Origin of the sequence: Burkholderia sp. Ac-20365 (assembly GCF_017104715.1) — a bacterium.
GTDB lineage: Bacteria > Pseudomonadota > Gammaproteobacteria > Burkholderiales > Burkholderiaceae > Paraburkholderia.
In genome coordinates, this window is the sequence record NZ_JAAGPI010000002.1 from 605,015 (window position 1) to 625,204 (window position 20,190).

Here is a 20,190-nt window from a genome sequence, read left to right on the forward strand (position 1 = left end):
TACGGCGCCAGACACACGCACGCGCCGCTCATGTAACAACACGCAAGTACGAATAAAGGAGACAAACGATGAAGCCCACCTGCAAACCCGTCCTAAACGTATTTGGCGCCGCGGCGCTCGCATTCGCCGCTGTCAGCGCGAACGCGGCGACCGTGACGATCGCGACGTTGAACAACCCGGACATGATCGAGTTGAAGAAGCTGTCGCCGGCCTTCGAGAAAGCGAATCCCGACATCAAGCTCAACTGGGTGATTCTCGAAGAAAACGTGCTGCGTCAGCGCGCGACGACGGACATCACGACAGGCAGCGGCCAGTTCGACGTGATGACGATCGGCGCCTATGAAACGCCGCAGTGGGGCAAGCGCGGCTGGCTCACGCCGCTCACGGGCCTGCCCGCCGATTACGACCTGAACGACGTCGTGAAGACGGCGCGCGACGGCCTGTCGTACAACGGCTCGCTGTATGCGCTGCCGTTCTATGTAGAAAGCTCGATGACGTATTACCGCAAGGATCTGTTCGCGGCGAAGGGCCTGAAGATGCCCGATAACCCGACCTACGAGCAGATCGCGCAGTTCGCCGACAAGCTGACGGACAAGGCCAACGGCGTCTACGGTATCTGTCTGCGCGGCAAGGCAGGCTGGGGCGAGAACATGGCCTACGCGACGACGGTGGTGAACACGTTCGGCGGCCGCTGGTTCGACGAGAAGTGGAACGCGCAACTGACCACGCCCGAATGGAAGAAGGCGATTTCGTTCTACGTCGATCTGCTGAAGAAAGACGGCCCGCCGGGAGCCAGCTCGAACGGCTTCAATGAAAACCTGACGCTGATGTCGTCGGGCAAATGCGGCATGTGGATCGACGCGACGGTGGCGGCCGGCATGCTGTACAACAAGCAGCAATCGCAGATCGCCGACAAGGTCGGTTTTGCCGCTGCGCCGACAGCCGTCACGCCGAAGGGCTCGCACTGGCTGTGGGCGTGGGCGCTCGCGATTCCGAAGTCGTCGAAGCAGACGGACGCAGCGAAGAAGTTCATCACGTGGGCGACCTCGAAGCAGTACATCGAACTCGTCGCGAAGGATGAAGGTTGGGCGTCGGTGCCGCCGGGCACGCGTCAGTCGACCTACGCTCGTCCCGAGTACAAGCAGGCTGCGCCGTTCAGCGACTTCGTGCTGAAGGCGATCGAAACGGCTGATCCGGATCATCCGACGTTGAAGCCGGTGCCGTACACGGGCGTGCAGTTTGTCGGCATCCCCGAGTTCCAGTCGTTCGGCACGGTGGTCGGTCAGAGCATTTCGGGTGCTGTGGCCGGTCAGATGACGGTCGATCAGGCGCTGGCAGCCGGCAATGCAACGGCGGATCGCGCCGTCAAGCAGGCTGGTTATCAGAAGTAAGGCCTGAAGCTGAAATGGGCACGCCGTCTGCTTGATCCCCTCGCGGGCGGCGTAGCCAAGACCGATACCGCAGCCTCGAAGTAAGCCGGAACCGATGGAAAGCGCCGGCTGACAGCGCATTGTCAGCCGGACCCTGGCAGCACAGCGTGCCGCACGCCCCGCGGCCCGCGCACTACCGAAGAGGTGGTCCATCATGCGTCAACACTTGCGTCTACCCCTCATGCACGCCCATCCCCAAACCGAACACGAGCGCGAAGAGCGCAAGGCCGCGCACGCGCGCTGGCTCGCCATGCCGTCCGTAGGCGTCCTCGTCTTATGGATGGCGATACCTCTCGCGATGACGATCTGGTTTTCGTTCTCGCGCTACAACCTGCTCAATCCCGACGTAAAGGGATTCGCGGGTCTCGATAACTACAAGTTCCTTGCCAGCGACCCGTCCTTCGGCCCGTCGATCCTGCACACGATGCAGCTGATCATCTCGGTGCTGGTGATCACGGTGGTCGGCGGCGTGCTGCTGTCGGTGCTGTTCGACCGCAAGTTCTACGGACAGGGCATCGCGCGGCTACTGGCCATCGCACCGTTCTTCGTGATGCCTACGGTGAGCGCGCTGATCTGGAAGAACATGATCCTGCACCCGGTGTACGGGCTGATCGCGCAAGGCATGCGCGCGATGGGCATGACGCCGATCGACTGGTTCGCGGACTATCCGTTGATCGCGGTGATCATCATCGTGTCGTGGCAGTGGCTGCCGTTCGCGTTCCTGATTCTGTTCACGGCGATCCAGTCGCTCGATCAGGAACAGAAGGAAGCCGCGAAGATCGACGGTGCCGGTCCGTTCGCGATGTTCTTCTTCATCACGTTGCCGCACCTGAAACGCGCGATCGCCGTGGTCGTGATGATGGAAACCATTTTCCTGCTGTCGATCTTCGCTGAAATCTACACGACGACGGGCGGCGGTCCGGGCAACGCGACCACCAATCTGTCGTACCTGATCTACGCGCTCGGCCTGCAACAGTTCGACGTCGGTCTGGCATCGGCGGGCGGGATTCTCGCTGTGGTGCTCGCGAATATCGTGTCGTTCTTCCTCGTGCGCATGCTCGCGAAGAACCTGAAAGGGGAGTACGAAAAATGAGCCAGGTTGCCGCTTCACCTGTTACGACCCAAGTGTCGAAGGCCGATTCGCCGTTTGCCATGATCCGGCGCGCGATTCCCGGCGTCCTTGCTTGGCTGATCGCGCTGCTGCTGTTCTTCCCGATCTTCTGGATGACGATCACGGCATTCAAGACGGAGCAGCAGGCCTACGCGTCGTCGCTGTTTTTCATGCCGACGCTGGAGAGCTTCCGCGAAGTATTCGCGCGCAGCAATTACTTCGGCTTCGCGTGGAACTCGATCCTGATCTCGGTCGGCGTCACGCTGCTGTGCCTGATTCTCGCCGTGCCGTGCGCGTACGCGATGGCGTTCTTCCCGACCCGACGCACGCAGAAAGTGCTGCTGTGGATGCTGTCGACGAAGATGATGCCGTCCGTCGGCGTGCTGGTGCCGATCTATCTGCTGTGGAAGAACAGTGGTCTGCTCGACACCGTCAGCGGTCTGGTGATCGTCTACACGCTGATCAATCTGCCTATCGCCGTGTGGATGTCGTTCACGTATTTCGCGGAAATTCCGCGCGACATTCTCGAAGCAGGGCGCATCGACGGCGCGGCGACGTGGCAGGAAATCGTCTATCTGCTGATGCCGATGTCGCTGCCGGGGCTCGCATCGACGGCGCTGCTGCTCGTGATCCTGTCGTGGAACGAAGCGTTCTGGAGCATCAACCTGTCCAGTTCGAACGCTGCGCCGCTGACGGTGTTCATCGCGTCGTATTCGAGTCCCGAAGGCCTGTTCTGGGCGAAGCTGTCGGCGGCGTCGCTGCTGGCCGTCGCGCCGATCCTGATCGTCGGCTGGGTATCGCAGAAACAGCTGGTGCGCGGCCTTACCTTCGGGGCGGTCAAGTGACGGAGATCAGAACGGAAGCGAACCGCGCGCTGATCTGCGACTGCGACGGCGTGCTGATCGACAGCGAAGCGGTTGCCGCCGCGGTGCTCGTCGAGCAGCTGGAGGCGCGCTGGCCCGGCGCCGACGTCGCGCCCGTCGTGATGCCGTTGCTCGGCCTGCGCACGGAACGCGTGCTGCAAGGCGCGGCTTCGGCGCTCGGCAAGACGCTGACAGACGAAGACATCGACGCGATTCGACTGACGGTCGGCGCGTCGGCGATCAAGGCGCCGATGGTCAAAGGCATCGATACGGCGCTCGCGCAGATCCCGCTGAAGAAGGCCTGTGCGAGCAACAGCGATCACGGCTATGTCGAAGCGGTGCTCAAGCGCACGGGCCTCGACAGGTTCTTCGGCAACCGGCTCTTCTGTGCGGATACCGTCGAGGCGCCGAAGCCCGCGCCCGATGTGTATCTCGCCGCTGCGCGCGCGCTCGGCGTCAACCCGGACGCGTGCCTCGTGATCGAAGACAGCGTCGCGGGCGTGACGGCGGCAACATCGGCGGGTATGACGGTGTATGGATTTATCGGCGGCGGCCATGCGAGCGACGAGCAGGTCGGCACGCTGCGCAGTCTGGGCGCGCAACACGTATTCGACGACATGAAGCACTTGCCGGAACTGGTCGCGCGATGGTTGCAACGCGTGACGGTGGCGTGAAGCCAGCGGCGAAACGATTAACGTAAGTGGAAATTCGCACTATCGTGCATGGGACCCAGGTAAGCGCTAAAGCGCCAACCCGGGTCGACACAGGAGACACATCATGGCAAGCGTAACGCTACGCAACATCAGAAAGGCCTACGACGACACCGAGGTGATGCGCAACATCAACCTCGACATTCAGGACGGCGAGTTCGTCGTGTTCGTGGGCCCAAGCGGCTGCGGCAAGTCCACGCTGATGCGGATGATTGCCGGCCTCGAAGACATCTCGGGCGGCGACCTGAACATCGACGGCACGCGCATGAACGACGTGCCGCCCGCCAAGCGCGGCATCGCGATGGTGTTCCAGTCGTACGCGCTGTATCCGCACATGACGCTGTACGACAACATGGCGTTCGGCCTGAAGCTCGCGGGCACGAAGAAGCCGGAGATCGACGCCGCCGTGCGCAACGCCGCGAAGATCCTGCATATCGATCACCTGCTCGAACGCAAGCCGAAGCAGCTGTCGGGCGGTCAGCGTCAGCGCGTGGCGATCGGTCGCGCGATCACGCGCAAGCCGAAGGTGTTCCTGTTCGACGAGCCGCTGTCGAATCTCGACGCCGCGCTGCGCGTGAAGATGCGCCTCGAATTCGCGCGCCTGCACGACGAACTGAAGACGACGATGATCTACGTGACGCACGATCAGGTCGAAGCAATGACGCTCGCGGACAAGATCGTCGTGTTGTCGGCGGGCAATCTGGAGCAGGTCGGCAGCCCGAACACGCTGTATCACGCGCCGGCGAACCGCTTCGTCGCGGGCTTTATCGGCTCGCCGAAGATGAACTTCCTCGAAGGCGTCGTGCAGTCGGTGTCGGCGACGGGCGTGCTCGTGAAGTACGAAACGGGCGAGACGCAACTCGCGCTGGTCGAGCCGGGCCGCGCGAAAGAGGGCGACAAGGTGACGGTCGGCATTCGTCCGGAGCATCTGCATATCGACATGCCCGACTATGGCGTGTCGGCGCGCATCATGGCTATCGAGTCGCTCGGCGATGCGGCGTATCTGTACGCCGAAAGCAGCGTCGCGCCGGATGGTTTGATCGCGCGCATTCCGCCGCTCGAACGGCATGAGAAGGGCGCGACGATCCGTGTCGGCGCGTCGCCCGATCATTGCCATCTGTTCGACAGCGACGGGCAGGCGTTCCAGCGCAAGATCGTCGAAGTGCTCGCGGCCTGATCTGCCATCACTTGGCTTCACCGACGCCGTTACCGTTCTGCTAACGGCGTTTTGCTTTTGGCAGACTCGGATTTGTCCGATTTGTCGGCGTCGTGCGGGTTATCAAAATTGTGCACCGTCTGACGGGGCGCGGCCCGCCTGGCTTGTGTGGCGCGTTCTGTCGGTTCTTCGTCCATCGCGCCATCGACGTGCTTCCTGTCTGGATAGCGCGTGCATCGGCGTCGAACGATTCGAGACGCCATGCACAACCCTTCCATCTCCACTACACCTTCCTTCGATGATGCTTTGGCGCTTCATCGCGCCGCTCAGTTCGAACACGCCGAACAGGCCTATCGCGCGATTCTCGACGCGCAGCCTGGCGATACGAAAGCGCGCTATATGCTCGGCGTGCTGTATCTGCAACGGCCCGATGTCGGGCGTGCGATCGAATGTTTCGACGCGGTGCTCGCGCTCACACCCGATGACGCCGATTGCCTGAACGATCGCGGTATCGCGGCCCTTGCCGTCAACGATAACGATAGCGCCGCGCGCTTCTTCCGTCGCGCGACCGGATGCGCGCCGCACGATGCGCTTGCCCACTGCAATCTCGGCAAGGCACTACGGCGACTTGGCAGGCACGAGGACGCGCTGTGTGCCTTCCAGCAGGCGCTGGCACTGGAAAGCGGCTATCTCGAAGCCGCGCTCGGCGCCGCCGATACGCTTGAAGCATTAGAGCGACCGACGGAAGCACTCGCTGTCTATCAGCACGCCGCGACCCTCGATCCAGACGACGCGCGCGTGCTGCCCGGTCTGGGCAAAACGCTCAATGCCGTGCATCTTCATGCCGAAGCCGCCGAATGTTACGAGCGTCTGCTGCAACGTGAACCTGCGAACCTGCAGGCGCTGTTCGGCATCGCGTTCGCAACCGACGCGCAATTGAAATTCGACGAAGCGCTCTGCTGGTACAACCGCGCGCTGGAAGTCGCACCGGGTTCGTCGACGCTGCACAACAACGTCGCGTTCACGCTGACCTGTCTGTCGCGCTACGACGAAGCGGATCAGCATCTGCGGCGCGCACTCGAACTCACGCCCGGCCTCGCCAATGCACGCAAACTGCTCGGCATGTCCGAACTGCGGCGCGGCAACTATCGGCAAGGTTGGGAATACTACGACGATCGCAAGCTCACGCCGTCGGGTATGCGCGAATACGGACCTCTCGACATTCCCGAATGGCAGGGCGAGCCGCTCGACGGCAAACGCTTTCTGCTGGCGCGCGAGCAGGGCGCAGGCGATCAGTTGCAGTTCGTTCGCTATGCCGGTGTGCTGCACGATCTCGGCGCAACCGTCGATGTCTGGACGAGTAAAGAACTCGCACCGCTTTTCAGGCGCGCACGTGGCGTGCACAACGTGCTGACGGAGCCGCCCGGAGCGAGCACTTACGATTACTACTGCCGAGTGATGAGCGTGCCGCGATGGCTCTCAAATGAAACGATTCCCTGCGACGTGCCTTATCTATCCGTGGATGAAGCGCAAACAGAAGCATGGCGTGCGCGACTCGAGCAGGCTGCGGGTTCAAAAAAGAAAATCGGGCTTGTCTGGGCCGGCAATCCGGATCATTACCTCGACGTGTACCGTTCGGCGCCGCTTGCAGTACTCGAACCGCTCGCGTCCGTTCAAGGCCTCGCGTGGTTCGCGTTGCAGATGGGCGCGGCCGAGTCGCAACTCGATGGCCTGGCGCATCACTGGCCGATCTGCGCGCTGGGTCAATTGCTCGACAGCTTCGATGCGACGGCGGCGGTGATCGATGCGCTCGATCTCGTGATTACCGTCGATACGTCCGTCGCGCATCTGGCGGGTGCGCTCGGCAAGCCGGTGTGGGTGATGCTGCCGAAACAGGCCGACTGGCGCTGGATGCTGTCGGGCGATACGAGCCCGTGGTATCCGACAGCGCGCCTTTTCAGGCAGCAGGTACTGGGCGACTGGACGTCCGCTATAGAAGCGATGCGCAGCGCGCTGGAAGCGCTATAAGCGGTTTCCAGCGCGAGCAGTTGCTAGCCGCGCGACGATGTCAAAGGCGTGGCGTCGTGATTCAGTGCAGCGCGCGCGCACAGTTCGTCGGTCACGAGTCCCGACAGCCAGCCGCCTTTCAGCGCAGCGATCACCGCATTGCGCTTGCGCTCGCCGCCCGCGAAGCCAATCACCGGGCGTTTGGGCGGCGAATCGAGCCGCAAGCTCGTCACGCGGCGGCCCGTCGGCGATTCGACGCGTGCGCCGCTCGAATCGATCGGCAGGCCGAGCAGTTCCGCCACCGCGCCGAGCGACACCAGTTCCTCCACTTCATCCGACGTGATGAAGCCGTCTTCATGCAGCGGGCAATGCAGCCCGATATTGCCGATCCCGACGAACGCCACATCCGCCTCGCCCGACAGCGACTCGACGATCCGGTACAGCCGGTGATTGCACCATTGCGCGCGTTCGGCTTCGCTATCCGCGAGCAACGGCGCGGGTAGCAGGAAGTGCTTGCCGCCCGTCTTTTCGGAGATGTGCAGCGCGACGTCGTAGCGGTTCGACGAACCGTCCTGCGCGATCGCGCCGACCATCGATACCAGCCGATGCTGCGGCCGCTCCAGTTGCCCGACCTGATCGACGACAGCCTTCAGCGTACGGCCGCTGCTTACGGCGACGACCATCGGCTTTTCTTCGCCCAGGTACCGCTCCATCACCTGCGCGCCTGCGACGGCGAGCTTGCGGTCGATTTCCTCGGGCTTGTCGTTGTCGACGGGGACGACTTCACACATCGACAGGCCGAAGCGCTTCGACAGCTGATCGGCGAGCGACAGACAATCCGCCAGCCGATGATCGACGCGCACGCGAATCAGGTTCTTCTCGACGGCGAACGCGACGAGCCGCTGTGCGACGGGCCGCGACACCTGCAATTTTTCCGCGATCTCGTTCTGCGTATTGCCGGCGACGTAATAGAGCCAGGCGGCGCGGGTCGCGAGATCGAGCTTTTCAGTGGACTTGGGCACGATGGTGTCGTTCTGTATGGCGCTAATGCCTAATGCGCACAACGTCGATGTGTCGCCAGGAAGCTCACCTGGAGCGTTCTGGCGCGCTGCATGCCGTGGACATTCATCGCAGTCTGCACGGTTGTTCCGGCGTTCAGGCTGCGTTCGCGTCGCGCCTGGGCGCGAACATCGGCTTCACGTGCCGGTACAACGCGCGATAACTCGCGAGCCGTTCGCGCAGCACGGCATGACGCTGCGCGTTCGGCGTGAATTCCTTTTCGACGGGCGGCTTGGTCAGCACCGTCGCCGGATCGCCGCCCGCTGCGAGCCAGCCCAGACGCGCTGCACCGAGCGCCGCGCCCGTCTCGCCGCCGCCATGCTTGCGCGTAGTCGTGTTCAGCGAATCGGCGAGCAGTTGCGCCCAGTAATCGCTGCGTGCGCCGCCACCCAGCAGCGACAGTGCGCTCACTTCCGTGCCTGCCGCGCGCAACGCGTCCAGTCCGTCCGTCAGCGCGAGCGTCACGCCTTCGAGCACGGCATAACCGAGCAGCGCGCGATCGGTTGCGTGCGTCATGCCGAAGAACACGCCCTGCGAATACGGATCGTTGTGCGGCGTACGTTCGCCCGACAGATACGGCAGGAATAGCGGCGCGGTGACGAGCGTTTCGTCGGACAGCTTCTCGACTTCGGCGAGCAGTGTGGGTTCGTCGGTGGACGTGAGCTTGCAGACCCAACGCAGACAGCTTGCAGCCGACAGCACCACGCTCATCTGATGCCAGCGGTCCGGAATCGCGTGACAGAACGCATGCACCGCCGATTCCGGGTTCGGCCGGAAGCTGTTGCCGATCACGCACAGCACGCCCGACGTGCCAAGCGACACGAAGCCGTCGCCCGGTTGCGTCGCGCCGATACCGATGGCGCTCGTCGCGTTGTCGCCGCCACCCGCCGCAACGACGACGGGTTCGCGCAAACCGAGTTCGCGCGCGAGTTCCGGCTTGAGCATGCCCGACGGCGCGCTGCCTTCGGCAAGACGCGGCATGTGCGAGCGGTTCAGATCGCAGGCGGCGAGCAGCGTGTCGGACCAGTCGCGCTGCGCGACGTCGAGCCACAGCGTGCCGGCGGCGTCCGACGGATCGGAGACCTTGTCGCCCGTCAGTTGCAGGCGCAAGTAATCCTTCGGCAGCAGCACGCAGGCGGTCTGCCGGAAAATCTCCGGCTCGTGACGCGCGACCCACAGCAGTTTCGGCGCGGTGAAGCCGGGCATCGCCAGATTGCCGGCGATCTTGTGCAGGTCCGGCGCGCGGCGATACAACTCCTCGCATTCGTCGACCGAGCGCATGTCGTTCCACAAAATCGCGGGACGCAGCACGCGGTCGTCCTTGTCCAGCAGCACGGCGCCGTGCATCTGTCCCGACAGGCCGATGCCGCGAATCTGCGCGAACTGTTCCGGAAAGCGTGCGCGCAACGCGAACAGCGCCGTGCGCGTGCCTTCCCACCAGTCGGACGGATTCTGTTCCGACCAGCGCTGATGCGGCCGCGAAACCGTGAACGGAGAACCTGCCGTGCCGACCACGCGCCCATCGGACGCGAGCAGCAGAACTTTTACTTCGGACGTGCCGAGGTCGATGCCGAGATACATGGGCGCGAAACCTTCACCGGTAGGAGATGCGCTACTTTAGCCGCATGCCGCGTGCGATGCCATGCGCAAAAGACCTGACGCAAGGCTCGCATCGAATGCGGCGTTCAAGGGAAAAGGCCGCGCGTGGTTCGTCGCCATGCGCGGCCTCGTTGAAAAGGCGTTGGCCTTCGTGCCTAGCCGTTGCGCTTCTCGTACCACTCGTTGAGAACCACGATGGCCGAGCGCACGACCTGTTCGAGCGAAGCCGTGCCCGCCATGCTGCCCCACAGCAGCTTGTCTGCGCAGAACGCCTGCACCGGGTCGGCCGCGCTGAAGAAGCCGCGCGCGACACCTTCGTCCATCACGCCATCCTGATACGTGTACGGCAGCTTGCCTTGCTGCCAGACGTCCAGAAAGCGGAAGAACAGCGCGGGCAGCACGGCCGTCGCATTCGGCTCGACCTTGCGCGCGAAGCACTCGGACAGCGTCGGCGCGATAAAGCCGGGAATCTTCGAGAAACCATCGGCGGCGACGCGCTGATTCGTGTCCTGGATATACGGATTGCCGAAGCGTTCGAGCACGACATCGCGATACTTCGCAAGATCGAGCGGGCTTGGTGTGAGGCACGGAATCACGTCCTGCGTCACGTAGTCGTACGCGAACTGGCGGATCTCGGCGTCGTGCGTGCCTTCGTGGATATACGTCAGGCCGGCCAGCGTGCCCGCCCACGCGATGCAGCTGTGCGTCGCGTTGAGAATGCGGATCTTCGCCTCTTCGTACGGCAGCACCGATTCGACCATCTCCGCGCCGACGGTCTCCCACGCAGGACGTCCCGCGATGAAATGATCCTCGATCACCCACTGGATGAACGATTCGCCCATCACCGGACACGCGTCGTCGAAACCGGTCGCGGCCTTCACGCGCTCGCGCACGTCGGGCGTGGGGCGCGGCGTGATGCGATCGACCATCGAGTTCGGGCACGCGGTGTTCGCATCGAACCATTTGCGCAACTCGCTCGCGCCACGCTTGTCCAGGAACTGCGTCATGCCCGCGCGGAAGCGGTCGCCGTTGCTGCGCAGGTTGTCGCAGGTCTGCAGCGTGACAGGGCCCGAATTACGCTGCATGCGTGCTTCGAGAATCGCGGCCAGCGCGCCGTAAATGGTGGTGCGCGCGCCGGTCAGATCGGCGGCGAGATCGGGGTTGGCCGTGTCGAGCTTGTCGTGCTCGTCGAGGTAATAGCCGCCTTCCGTCACGGTGAACGCGATGATCTTGCAGGCGGGATCAGCGCCCGCTTCAATGAGCGCATCGAGATTGGCCGACCACGGCACCACGCGTTCGATCGAGCGAATGGTTTCGTACGCGCGCTCGCCTTGCGGCGTGACGGTTTCGAGCGTGTAGACGCCGTTCTGCGCGGCAAGCGCTTCGGCGACCGCGTTCATATCGCTGCGGATATTGCCGACGGTGAGAGACCAGTGCGGATCGCCCGGCTTGCGGGCCTCGTTGAGCCGGTGCAGATACCACGCCTGATGCGCGCGGTGGAACGAGCCTGCGCCGATATGCAGAATGATCTGTTTGTCTGCGCCGCTGCCTGGGTCGCTGTTCATATGTGTCTCCTGTTTGCGCACGGTCTTTTCGCGTGCGTTCCTTGAGATAAGTCTAGAAGTTGTCTCGCCGACATTCGAAGCATTTTGGAGCATTTGCTCTGCATGTGAACTAATGATCGTATTCGACAGATCGAAAGTCAAGGCGGAGAAGACAGCTTTTTCGTGGCGCAGCGCGGTGGGACGGGCTTTTCCAACCTATGCGAGTTGCACGGAGCGCCGTCCAGCCGGGCGAGTTATGACTGTTGCATTGCATCAAATTTGACAGCGCAGAGGCCAGGACTAACCCGAATGCAAAAAAGTATCGGTCGGCGGTCTCATTTCTAGTGGCCGCGATTGCGCCATGGGTCTAACTTTCGGTACACACAACAAGAGCAACTGAGCAGGTCCACGCGGCGAGCCATCGGGCCGCGAGTGGACGAAGACACAGGAGGAAGACAGATGAAAAGCATCGTCACGCCGTTCACTTCGTTGCATACGCATCGACACGTGCGTCGCGCCGACTGTGCGCAGCGCGCACGGTCGTCTGTCTGAGCCGCCGCTTCAGGAGACCGACGTGCAACCCGATCTCGAACTGGTCAGCGTGCGCCGCGACGAGTCGTTCAAGGCGTGGTACCACGGCTTTCCGTACCGCACGGTGCGCTGGCACTTTCACCCTGAATTCGAAATCCATCTGATTGTCGCGACGACGGGCAAGATGTTCGTCGGCGATTACATCGGCAGCTTTGCGCCGGGCAATCTCGTGCTGATGGGGCCGAACCTGCCGCACAACTGGGTCAGCGAAGTGCCCGAAGGCGTGACGATCGCGCAGCGCAATCTCGTCGTGCAGTTCCCGCAGGACTTCGTTGCGCATTGCACGGAGAGTTTTCCGGAATGGCGCACGCTCGAAGCGCTGCTTGCCGATTCGCGACGCGGCGTGTCGTTCGGTCCGCAGACGAGCGCATTGATCACACCGCTTTTCATGGAACTGCTCGACGCGCGCGGCCTGCGCCGCATCGTGCTGTTTCTGTCGATGATGGAAATCCTGCTGAACGCGAGCGACCGCGAACTGCTCGCCAGCCCCGCGTATCAGATCGATCCGACCAGTTATGCGTCGACGCGCATCAACCACGTGCTGTCGTATATCGGCAAGAACCTGTCGTCCGAGTTGCGCGAATCCGATCTCGCGCAGCTCGCGGGTCAGAGCGTGAGCGCGTTCTCGCGCTACTTCCGCCGTCATACGGGTCAGACGTTCGTGCAGTACGTGAACCGCATGCGCATCAATCTCGCCTGCCAGCTGCTGATGGACGACGAACTGAGTGTCACCGACATCTGCTACAAGGTCGGCTTCAACAATCTGTCGAACTTCAACCGGCAGTTTCTCACCGCGAAAGGCATGGCTCCGTCGAAGTTTCGCCGCTTCCAGCAACTGAACGACGCGAGCCGCGTCGCCTCGGAAGCCGCGGCGGCGCTCGGCAAAGGCATCGCCAACGCGCCTTCGATCGTGCCGGCCGTGCAGACGCGAGGTCACACGCACGGCCAGCCGCGCGCCGCGCCCGCGGCGTATCCGCCTCACGGTTCGCCGCTCGCGACGACCTGAGGCACATCCTCTAGCTTTCCAGTCGCTCCACGTTTCACCGTTCGATCGCGCTCGCAACAGCGCGAGGGACGCACTCATCCTCATAAACGGAGACAAGCCATGACGCACAACACTTCACTCACGTCGCGCACCTTGCGCCTGCGCGCCACGCTGACATTTGCCGCCGTGATGCTCGGCGCGCCGCTGTTCGCGCCCGCCGCCGAAGCAGCACCGCTGAAGATCGGCATGACCTTCCAGGAACTGAACAACCCGTACTTCGTGACGATGCAAAAGGCCTTGAACGATGCGGCCGCATCGATCGGCGCGACCGTCGTCGTCACCGATGCGCACCACGACGTGAGCAAGCAGGTCAGCGATGTCGAAGACATGCTGCAGAAGAAGATCGACATCCTGCTGGTGAATCCGACCGATTCGACGGGCATCCAGTCGGCTGTGGCGTCGGCGAAGAAGGCTGGCGCGGTCGTCGTCGCGGTGGACGCGAACGCAACCGGTCCCGTCGATTCTTTCGTCGGCTCGAAGAATTTCGATGCGGGCCAGATGTCGTGCGAGTACCTTGCGAAGGCCATCGGCGGCAGCGGCGAAGTGGCGATTCTCGACGGCATTCCCGTCGTGCCGATTCTCGAACGCGTGCGCGGCTGCAAGGCGGCGCTCGCGAAGTTCCCGAACGTGAAGATCGTCGATACGCAGAACGGCAAGCAGGAACGTGCCACTGCGCTGTCCGTCACCGAGAACATGATCCAGGCGCATCCGAACCTGAAGGGCATCTTCAGCGTGAACGACGGCGGCTCGATGGGTGCGTTGTCCGCGATCGAATCGTCGGGCAAGGACATCAAGCTGACGAGCGTCGACGGTGCGCCGGAAGCGATCACGGCGATCCAGAAGCCGAACTCGAAGTTCATCGAAACGTCCGCGCAATTCCCGCGCGACCAGATTCGTCTCGCGATCGGCGTGGCGCTCGCGAAGAAGTGGGGCGCCAATGTGCCGAAGACGATTCCTGTCGACGTGAAACTGGTCGACAAGGACAACGCGAAGGGCTTCAGCTGGTAAGCGACATATTGCGCACGCAGTGACGCGGGCATGGCAACGCGTCACTGCATGGCAAAGGAAACGCGATGGACACGATCCTCAAACTCGACAACATCACGAAGAGCTTTCCCGGCGTGAAGGCCTTGCAGGGCATTCATCTCGAGATCGCGCGCGGTGAGATTCATGCGCTGCTCGGCGAGAACGGCGCGGGCAAATCGACGCTGATGAAGATCCTGTGCGGTATCTATCAGCCCGACGACGGCACGATCGTGATCGACGGCGAAGCGCGGCACTTCACGAACTATCACGACGCGGTGGCGGCGGGCGTTGGCATCGTGTTTCAGGAGTTCAGCCTGATTCCGTATCTGAACGCCGTCGAGAACATCTTCCTCGGACGCGAGTTGCGCAATCGGCTCGGCATGCTCGATCGCGCGAAGATGCGGCGCGCCGCGGCGGAGATTTTCGGGCGGCTCGGCGTGGCGATCGATCCTTCAGTGCCGATCCGTGAGTTGTCGGTGGCGCAGCAGCAGTTCGTCGAAATCGGCAAGGCGTTGTCGCTGAATGCACGCATTCTGATTCTCGACGAACCGACCGCGACACTGACGCCCGCGGAAGCCGAGCATCTGTTCACGATCATGCGCGATCTGAAGCAGCAAGGCGTCGCGATGATTTTCATCTCGCATCACCTCGAAGAGATTTTCGAAGTGTGCGACCGCATTACCGTGCTGCGCGACGGCCAGTATGTCGGCATGACGGATGTCGCGAAGACGGACGTGAGCCGGCTCGTCGAAATGATGGTGGGGCGCAAGATCGAAAACAGCTTTCCGCCGAAGCCGACCTTGCCCGCCGATGCAAAGGCCGTGCTCGAAGTGAACGCATTGCAGCTTCACAAGGACGGCCCGACTAACAGCTTCACATTGCGCGAAGGCGAGATTCTCGGTTTCGCGGGACTGGTCGGTTCGGGCCGCACGGAAACGGCGCTCGCGGTGATCGGCGCGGATGCCGCACACGTGAAGGACATTCGCATCAACGGCGCGGCAGCGAATCTGTCCGATCCCGCCGATGCATTGAAGTCCGGCATCGGCATTCTTCCGGAAAGCCGCAAGACGGAAGGGCTGATCACGTCGTTCTCGATCAAGCAGAACATTTCGATCAACAACCTCGGCAAGTACCGCACGGGCCGTTTCTTTATCGATCACCGCAGCGAAGCGAAAGCGACGGCCGACATCATGAAGCGCGTCGGCGTAAAGGCACCGACGATGCACACGGAAGTCGCGACGCTCTCAGGCGGCAACCAGCAGAAAGTGGTGATCGCGCGCTGGCTGAACCATCACACCAACATCCTCATCTTCGATGAACCGACGCGCGGCATCGACGTCGGCGCAAAGGCGGAAATCTATCTGCTGATGCGCGAACTCACTGCGCGCGGCTACTCGATCATCATGATTTCGTCGGAATTGCCGGAGATCGTCGGCATGTGCGATCGCGTTGCCGTGTTCCGGCAGGGACGCATCGAAGCGATTCTCGAAGGCGACCAGATCGAATCGAATGCCGTGATGACGTATGCAACGGCTGGTGCATCGGCTGCAACTCGTGGAGCAACACAGCATGAACACGCCTAATACTTCTCCCAAGACATCGACAGTCGCATCCGATACGCCGGGCGCGCCGTTTCGCCTGAACTGGGCGAGCATCAAACGTTCTACCTTGTTCTATCCGTTCATCGGTTTGCTGGTCGTGTGCATCGTCATGGTGTTCGCGAGCGACAGCTTTCTTTCCGCGGCGAATCTGGAAAACGTGCTGCGCCAGGTATCGATCAACGCGATTATCGCCGTCGGCATGACGGCTGTGATCCTGACGGGCGGTATCGATCTGTCGGTCGGCTCGGTGATGGCGCTGTCAGGGACGCTTTCCGCAGGGTTGATGGTGGCGGGGCTGAATGGCGTTGCGGCAATCGTGATCGGCATAGCCGTCGGCCTTGGCTTCGGCTTCGCGAATGGCTTCTTCGTCGCGTTCGCCGGCATGCCGCCCATCATCGTCACGCTCGCGACGATGGGCATCGCGCGCGGCCTTGCGCTGATCTACACGGGCGGTTATCCGATCGACGGCTTGCCCGACTGGGTCAGCTTCTTTGGCAGCGGCAAGGTGCTCGGCGTGCAGGCGCCCGTGCTGATCATGCTCGTGATCTATGTGATCGCGTGGCTGCTGCTCGAACGCATGCCGTTTGGCCGCTACGTGTATGCGATCGGCGGCAACGAGCAGGCAACGCGTCTGTCCGGCGTGCGCGTCGCGCGCGTCAAGCTGATCGTCTACACGCTCGCGGGTTTGACGTCGTCGTTCGCGGCCATCGTGCTCACGTCGCGTCTGATGAGCGGCCAGCCGAATGCCGGCGTCGGCTTCGAACTCGATGCGATTGCGGCCGTGGTGATGGGCGGCACGTCGATATCGGGCGGACGCGGGTCGATTATCGGCACGTTGATCGGTGCGCTGCTGCTCGGCGTGCTGAACAACGGTCTCAACATGGTCGGCGTGAATCCGTATGTGCAGAACGTGATCAAGGGCGGAATCATCCTGCTCGCGATCTATATCAGCCGCGACCGCAAGAAATAACACCTCGACTTTCTTTGGTCTCTTCTTTGACTTCTTTGGGCAGGGCAATGCAATGACCACTCAGGACAACAACAGCAAAAGCATGACGGCGATCGTGTGTCACGCGCCGGAAGACTATCGCGTCGAACGAGTAACGAAGCCGCAGGCGCGCGCGCATGAACTCGTGATTCAGATCGCCGCGTGCGGCATCTGCGCCAGCGACTGCAAGTGCCATTCCGGCGCGAAGATGTTCTGGGGCGGTCCGAGCCCTTGGGTGAAAGCGCCTGTGATTCCGGGCCATGAATTCTTCGGCTATGTCGAAGAAGTCGGCGAAGGCGCGGCCGACCATTTTGGCGTGATGAAAGGCGACCGCGTGATCGCCGAACAGATCGTGCCGTGCGGCAAATGCCGCTACTGCAAATCCGGCCAGTACTGGATGTGTGAGGTGCACAACATCTTCGGCTTCCAGCGCGAAGTCGCGGACGGCGGCATGGCCGAATACATGCGCATTCCGCCGACGGCCATCGTTCACAAGATTCCCGATGGCATCTCGCTGGAAGACGCAGCCATTATCGAACCGCTCGCATGTGCGATTCACACGGTCAATCGCGGCGACATTCAACTCGACGATGTCGTCGTGATCGCAGGCGCTGGCCCGCTTGGCCTGATGATGACGCAGGTTGCGCATCTGAAAACGCCGAAGAAACTGGTCGTGATCGATCTCGTCGATGAGCGCCTCGAACTCGCGCGCGAATACGGCGCGGACGTGACGATCAACCCGAAGAAGGACGATGCGCTCGCGATCATCAAGTCGCTGACGGACAACTACGGCTGCGATGTGTACATCGAAACGACGGGCGTGCCCGCTGGTGTAAATCAGGGCATGGACCTGATTCGCAAGCTCGGGCGTTTTGTCGAGTTTTCGGTGTTCGGCGCGGAGACTACAATGGACTGGTCGATCATCGGCGACCGCAAGGAACTCGATGTGCGCGGCGCGCATCTCGGCCCTTACTGTTATCCGGTTGCAATCGATCTGCTGGCGCGCGGGCTCGTTACGTCGAAGGGCATCGTCACGCATGGCTTCTCGCTCGAAGAATGGGACGACGCGATCAAGGTCGCGAATTCGCTCGATTCGATCAAGGTGCTGATGAAGCCCGCCAGGTAGCCTGAAAAAATGAACAGTGCGCGTCGTACGAGACGCGCACACGGAGACACTATGAACTACGTCATCGGCGTCGATATCGGGACGCAGAGCACGAAAGCCGTGCTCGTCGACCAGAACGGCGCAATCGTCGCGCAGCATTCGAGCGGCTATCACCCGGACACACCGAAGCCCTTGTGGGCCGAACAGTGGCCGACCGTGTGGATGAAGGCGGTGATCGAATGCATCTCGCGTTGCGTGGCGAAGGCGCGCGAAGCGGGCGTCTCGTCGAGTGCGATCAAGTCTGTGTGCGTGAGCAGTCTGTACGGCGGCTCGGGCATTCCCGTCGATAACGACATGAAGCCGCTGTATCCGTGTCTGATCTGGATGGACCGGCGCGCGACGGCGCAGGTCGAATGGGTGCGGGCGAACGTCGATCTCGAACGGTTGTATGCGATCACGGGCAATGGCGTCGACAGCTACTACGGCTATACGAAGATGCTGTGGCTGCGCGACAACGAGCCGAACGTATGGGCGAACACGCGCTACTTCCTGCCGCCGAACGCATACGTGATCTATCTGCTGACGGGCGAAGTCGCCGTCGATCACAGCTCGGCGGGCAACATCGGCGGCGTGTACGACATTGCAAAACGCGACTGGTCCGATGAATCGCTCGACATGCTCGGCATTCCCGCCACGATGATGCCGGAGCATCTGGTCGAATCATCCGACGTGGTGGGCGGACTGCTGTCGCAATGGACGGAGCAGCTTGGACTCGACGCGGGCACGGCGATCGTCGCGGGCGGCGTCGATGCGGCGATGGCGACGTATGCGGCGGGCGTCACGCGCGCGGGCCAGCATGTCGCGATGATCGGCACGAGCATGTGCTGGGGCTATATCAACCAGAGCGTCGATGCGCATCATGGTTTGATCAGCATGCCGCATGTGTTCAACGGGCAGCAGGACATCTATGTGTTCGGCGGCGCGATCACGGCGGGCGCGTCGGTGACGTGGTATCGCGAGCAGTTTTGTCATGCCGAGATCGAGGCCGCGAAAGCGATCAAGGATGGCGATCCGCACAAACTGCTCGAAGAAGATGCTGCCCAGATTCCCGCCGGTTCGGACGGCGTGATGTTCCTGCCGTATCTGATGGGCGAGCGCAGCCCCGTGTGGGATGCGAAGGCGAGCGGCGCGTTCGTGGGGTTGAACCTGTATCACACGCGTGCGCATCTGTATCGCGCGGTGCTGGAAGGCGTGGCGTACGCGTTGCAGCACAACATCGTCGCGGGACGCAAGGGCGCGAAATCGCTCGACGACAAACTGATCGTGGTGGGCGGCGCTGCGCATTCGGACCTGTGGATGTCGATCATCGCGGACATTACGGGCTTCCCCGTCTACACGATCGAGCAGGACGTCGAAGCGGCAATGGGCGCGGCATTGCTCGCCGCGTATGGCACGAAGCTGATCTCTCAGGAAGCCGCGCGCGGCGGCTGGGTCACGCTGGTCGAGCGCGCGAAACCGGACGCTGCGCGGCAGGCGGTGTACGCGGAGCGCTTCGGCATTTATACGGACCTGTATCCGGCATTGAAGCCGGTTATGCATCGGTTGCAAGCGAAATGAAGACAACCTTCGATTTTTCCGGCCGCTCCGTGCTGGTGACTGGCGCATCGAGTGGCATTGGCCGCGTGACGGTGGAAATGCTCTGCGCTAGCGGCGCGCAGGTCGTGGCGGCGGCGCGCAATGTGGGCGAACTGGCTCGTCTTGCAGAAGAGACGGGCTGCGAGCCTCTTGTGCTCGATGTCGGTGACGAGGCGGCGATTGATGAGGCACTTGCGCCGCTTGATGTGTTCGACGGTCTTGTGAATTGTGCTGGGACGACGGTGCTTGAGCGCGCGGTCGATACGACGGCTGCTAGCTTCGATAACGTGATGAATGTGAATGCGCGCGGCGCGGCACTGGTTGCGCGACATATCGCGCGGGCGATGATCAATGCGAAGCGTGCGGGCAGTATTGTTAATGTTTCTAGCCAGGCGGCGCTTGTTGGGCTCGATGATCATTTGAGTTACTGCGCGTCCAAAGCGGCGATGGATGCTATTACGCGGGTTTTGTGTGTTGAGTTGGGCGGGTATGGGATTCGTGTGAATAGTGTTAATCCGACTGTTACGTTGACGCCGATGGCGGTGAAGGCGTGGAGCGAGCCTTCAAAACGTGATCCCGCGTTGCAGGCTATTCCGCTTAAGCGGTTCGCTGAACCAAGGGAAGTGGCTGAGCCGATTCTGTTTTTGCTCAGCGATGCTGCGGGGATGATTTCTGGTGTTACCTTGCCGATCGATGGCGGTTATACCGCAAGGTGATGGT

General features: G+C 62.2%; 16 protein-coding genes. 13 read left to right on the forward strand and 3 right to left on the reverse strand.

Going from position 1 to position 20,190, the window contains the following annotated elements; all coding sequences use genetic code 11:
• Nucleotides 1–68: 68 nt before the first annotated feature.
• From G3O01_RS06055 to G3O01_RS06080, 6 genes are all read left to right on the forward strand, one after another.
• Entirely contained in the window at nt 69–1,391 is a 1,323-nt protein-coding gene (locus G3O01_RS06055) for a sugar ABC transporter substrate-binding protein (RefSeq protein WP_205803611.1), read from the forward strand.
• A 193-nt stretch (nt 1,392–1,584) separates the two neighbouring features.
• Nucleotides 1,585–2,523 (forward strand): sugar ABC transporter permease, encoded by a 939-nt coding sequence (locus G3O01_RS06060; RefSeq protein WP_205803612.1) that lies wholly within the window; start codon nt 1,585–1,587, stop codon nt 2,521–2,523.
• Nucleotides 2,520–3,386: a carbohydrate ABC transporter permease gene (locus G3O01_RS06065; protein ID WP_205803613.1), complete on the forward strand. Its 867-nt coding sequence runs from the start codon at nt 2,520–2,522 to the stop codon at nt 3,384–3,386. Before G3O01_RS06060 ends, G3O01_RS06065 begins: the two co-directional genes overlap by 4 nt.
• Entirely contained in the window at nt 3,383–4,078 is a 696-nt protein-coding gene (locus tag G3O01_RS06070) for an HAD family phosphatase (RefSeq protein ID WP_205803614.1), read from the forward strand. The genes G3O01_RS06065 and G3O01_RS06070 overlap by 4 nt, the downstream gene beginning before the upstream one ends.
• 103 nt (nt 4,079–4,181) lie before the next feature.
• Entirely contained in the window at nt 4,182–5,291 is a 1,110-nt protein-coding gene (gene ugpC / locus G3O01_RS06075; protein ID WP_205803615.1) for a sn-glycerol-3-phosphate ABC transporter ATP-binding protein UgpC, read from the forward strand.
• Between the two features lie 240 nt (nt 5,292–5,531).
• Complete coding sequence (locus tag G3O01_RS06080) at nt 5,532–7,298, forward strand: tetratricopeptide repeat protein (protein WP_205803616.1); 1,767 nt, start codon at nt 5,532–5,534, stop codon at nt 7,296–7,298.
• A gap of 23 nt (nt 7,299–7,321) precedes the next feature.
• Here the strand turns inward: G3O01_RS06080 and G3O01_RS06085 are convergent, their stop codons facing one another.
• From G3O01_RS06085 to dalD, 3 genes are all read right to left on the reverse strand, one after another.
• Entirely contained in the window at nt 7,322–8,299 is a 978-nt protein-coding gene (locus G3O01_RS06085; RefSeq protein ID WP_205803617.1) for a sugar-binding transcriptional regulator, read from the reverse strand.
• 133 nt (nt 8,300–8,432) lie between these two features.
• Complete coding sequence (xylB, locus tag G3O01_RS06090; RefSeq protein ID WP_205803618.1) at nt 8,433–9,917, reverse strand: xylulokinase; 1,485 nt, start codon at nt 9,915–9,917, stop codon at nt 8,433–8,435.
• 173 nt (nt 9,918–10,090) lie between these two features.
• A complete protein-coding gene (gene dalD, locus G3O01_RS06095; protein ID WP_205803619.1) occupies nt 10,091–11,500 on the reverse strand; it encodes a D-arabinitol 4-dehydrogenase in 1,410 nt (469 codons plus the stop codon).
• Nucleotides 11,501–12,053: 553 nt separating this feature from the next.
• On the opposite strand from dalD, the gene G3O01_RS06100 reads away from it, so the two are divergent.
• The 7 genes from G3O01_RS06100 to G3O01_RS06130 all read left to right on the forward strand — a co-directional run bounded on the left by G3O01_RS06100 (nt 12,054) and on the right by G3O01_RS06130 (nt 20,186).
• On the forward strand, nt 12,054–13,076 hold the full coding sequence (locus G3O01_RS06100; protein WP_205803620.1) for an AraC family transcriptional regulator: 1,023 nt from the start codon (nt 12,054–12,056) through the stop codon (nt 13,074–13,076).
• A gap of 99 nt (nt 13,077–13,175) precedes the next feature.
• A complete protein-coding gene (locus G3O01_RS06105) occupies nt 13,176–14,123 on the forward strand; it encodes an ABC transporter substrate-binding protein (RefSeq protein WP_205803621.1) in 948 nt (315 codons plus the stop codon).
• A 65-nt stretch (nt 14,124–14,188) separates the two neighbouring features.
• On the forward strand, nt 14,189–15,724 hold the full coding sequence (locus G3O01_RS06110) for a sugar ABC transporter ATP-binding protein (protein ID WP_205803622.1): 1,536 nt from the start codon (nt 14,189–14,191) through the stop codon (nt 15,722–15,724).
• Nucleotides 15,711–16,712: an ABC transporter permease gene (locus G3O01_RS06115; protein WP_205803623.1), complete on the forward strand. Its 1,002-nt coding sequence runs from the start codon at nt 15,711–15,713 to the stop codon at nt 16,710–16,712. The genes G3O01_RS06110 and G3O01_RS06115 overlap by 14 nt, the downstream gene beginning before the upstream one ends.
• 52 nt (nt 16,713–16,764) lie before the next feature.
• Nucleotides 16,765–17,856 (forward strand): alcohol dehydrogenase catalytic domain-containing protein, encoded by a 1,092-nt coding sequence (locus tag G3O01_RS06120; protein WP_205803624.1) that lies wholly within the window; start codon nt 16,765–16,767, stop codon nt 17,854–17,856.
• A 51-nt stretch (nt 17,857–17,907) separates the two neighbouring features.
• Nucleotides 17,908–19,452, forward strand: coding sequence for an FGGY-family carbohydrate kinase (locus G3O01_RS06125; RefSeq protein ID WP_205803625.1), 1,545 nt, complete (start codon nt 17,908–17,910; stop codon nt 19,450–19,452).
• Nucleotides 19,449–20,186: an SDR family oxidoreductase gene (locus G3O01_RS06130; RefSeq protein WP_205803626.1), complete on the forward strand. Its 738-nt coding sequence runs from the start codon at nt 19,449–19,451 to the stop codon at nt 20,184–20,186. Before G3O01_RS06125 ends, G3O01_RS06130 begins: the two co-directional genes overlap by 4 nt.
• The last annotated feature ends 4 nt before the right edge of the window (nt 20,187–20,190 follow it).

Bases quoted from the DNA above. Each gene is read 5' to 3' on its own strand.
- G3O01_RS06055 (WP_205803611.1), top strand. From the start codon at position 69: ATGAAGCCCACCTGCAAACCCGTCCTAAACGTATTTGGCGCCGCGGCG.
- G3O01_RS06065 (WP_205803613.1), top strand. From the start codon at position 2,520: ATGAGCCAGGTTGCCGCTTCACCTGTTACGACCCAAGTGTCGAAGGCC.
- dalD (WP_205803619.1), bottom strand. From the start codon at position 11,500: ATGAACAGCGACCCAGGCAGCGGCGCAGACAAACAGATCATTCTGCAT.
- G3O01_RS06125 (WP_205803625.1), top strand. From the start codon at position 17,908: ATGAACTACGTCATCGGCGTCGATATCGGGACGCAGAGCACGAAAGCC.
- G3O01_RS06060 (WP_205803612.1), top strand. From the start codon at position 1,585: ATGCGTCAACACTTGCGTCTACCCCTCATGCACGCCCATCCCCAAACC.
- G3O01_RS06120 (WP_205803624.1), top strand. From the start codon at position 16,765: ATGACCACTCAGGACAACAACAGCAAAAGCATGACGGCGATCGTGTGT.
- G3O01_RS06080 (WP_205803616.1), top strand. From the start codon at position 5,532: ATGCACAACCCTTCCATCTCCACTACACCTTCCTTCGATGATGCTTTG.
- G3O01_RS06110 (WP_205803622.1), top strand. From the start codon at position 14,189: ATGGACACGATCCTCAAACTCGACAACATCACGAAGAGCTTTCCCGGC.
- xylB (WP_205803618.1), bottom strand. From the start codon at position 9,917: ATGTATCTCGGCATCGACCTCGGCACGTCCGAAGTAAAAGTTCTGCTG.
- G3O01_RS06105 (WP_205803621.1), top strand. From the start codon at position 13,176: ATGACGCACAACACTTCACTCACGTCGCGCACCTTGCGCCTGCGCGCC.
- G3O01_RS06130 (WP_205803626.1), top strand. From the start codon at position 19,449: ATGAAGACAACCTTCGATTTTTCCGGCCGCTCCGTGCTGGTGACTGGC.
- ugpC (WP_205803615.1), top strand. From the start codon at position 4,182: ATGGCAAGCGTAACGCTACGCAACATCAGAAAGGCCTACGACGACACC.
- G3O01_RS06115 (WP_205803623.1), top strand. From the start codon at position 15,711: ATGAACACGCCTAATACTTCTCCCAAGACATCGACAGTCGCATCCGAT.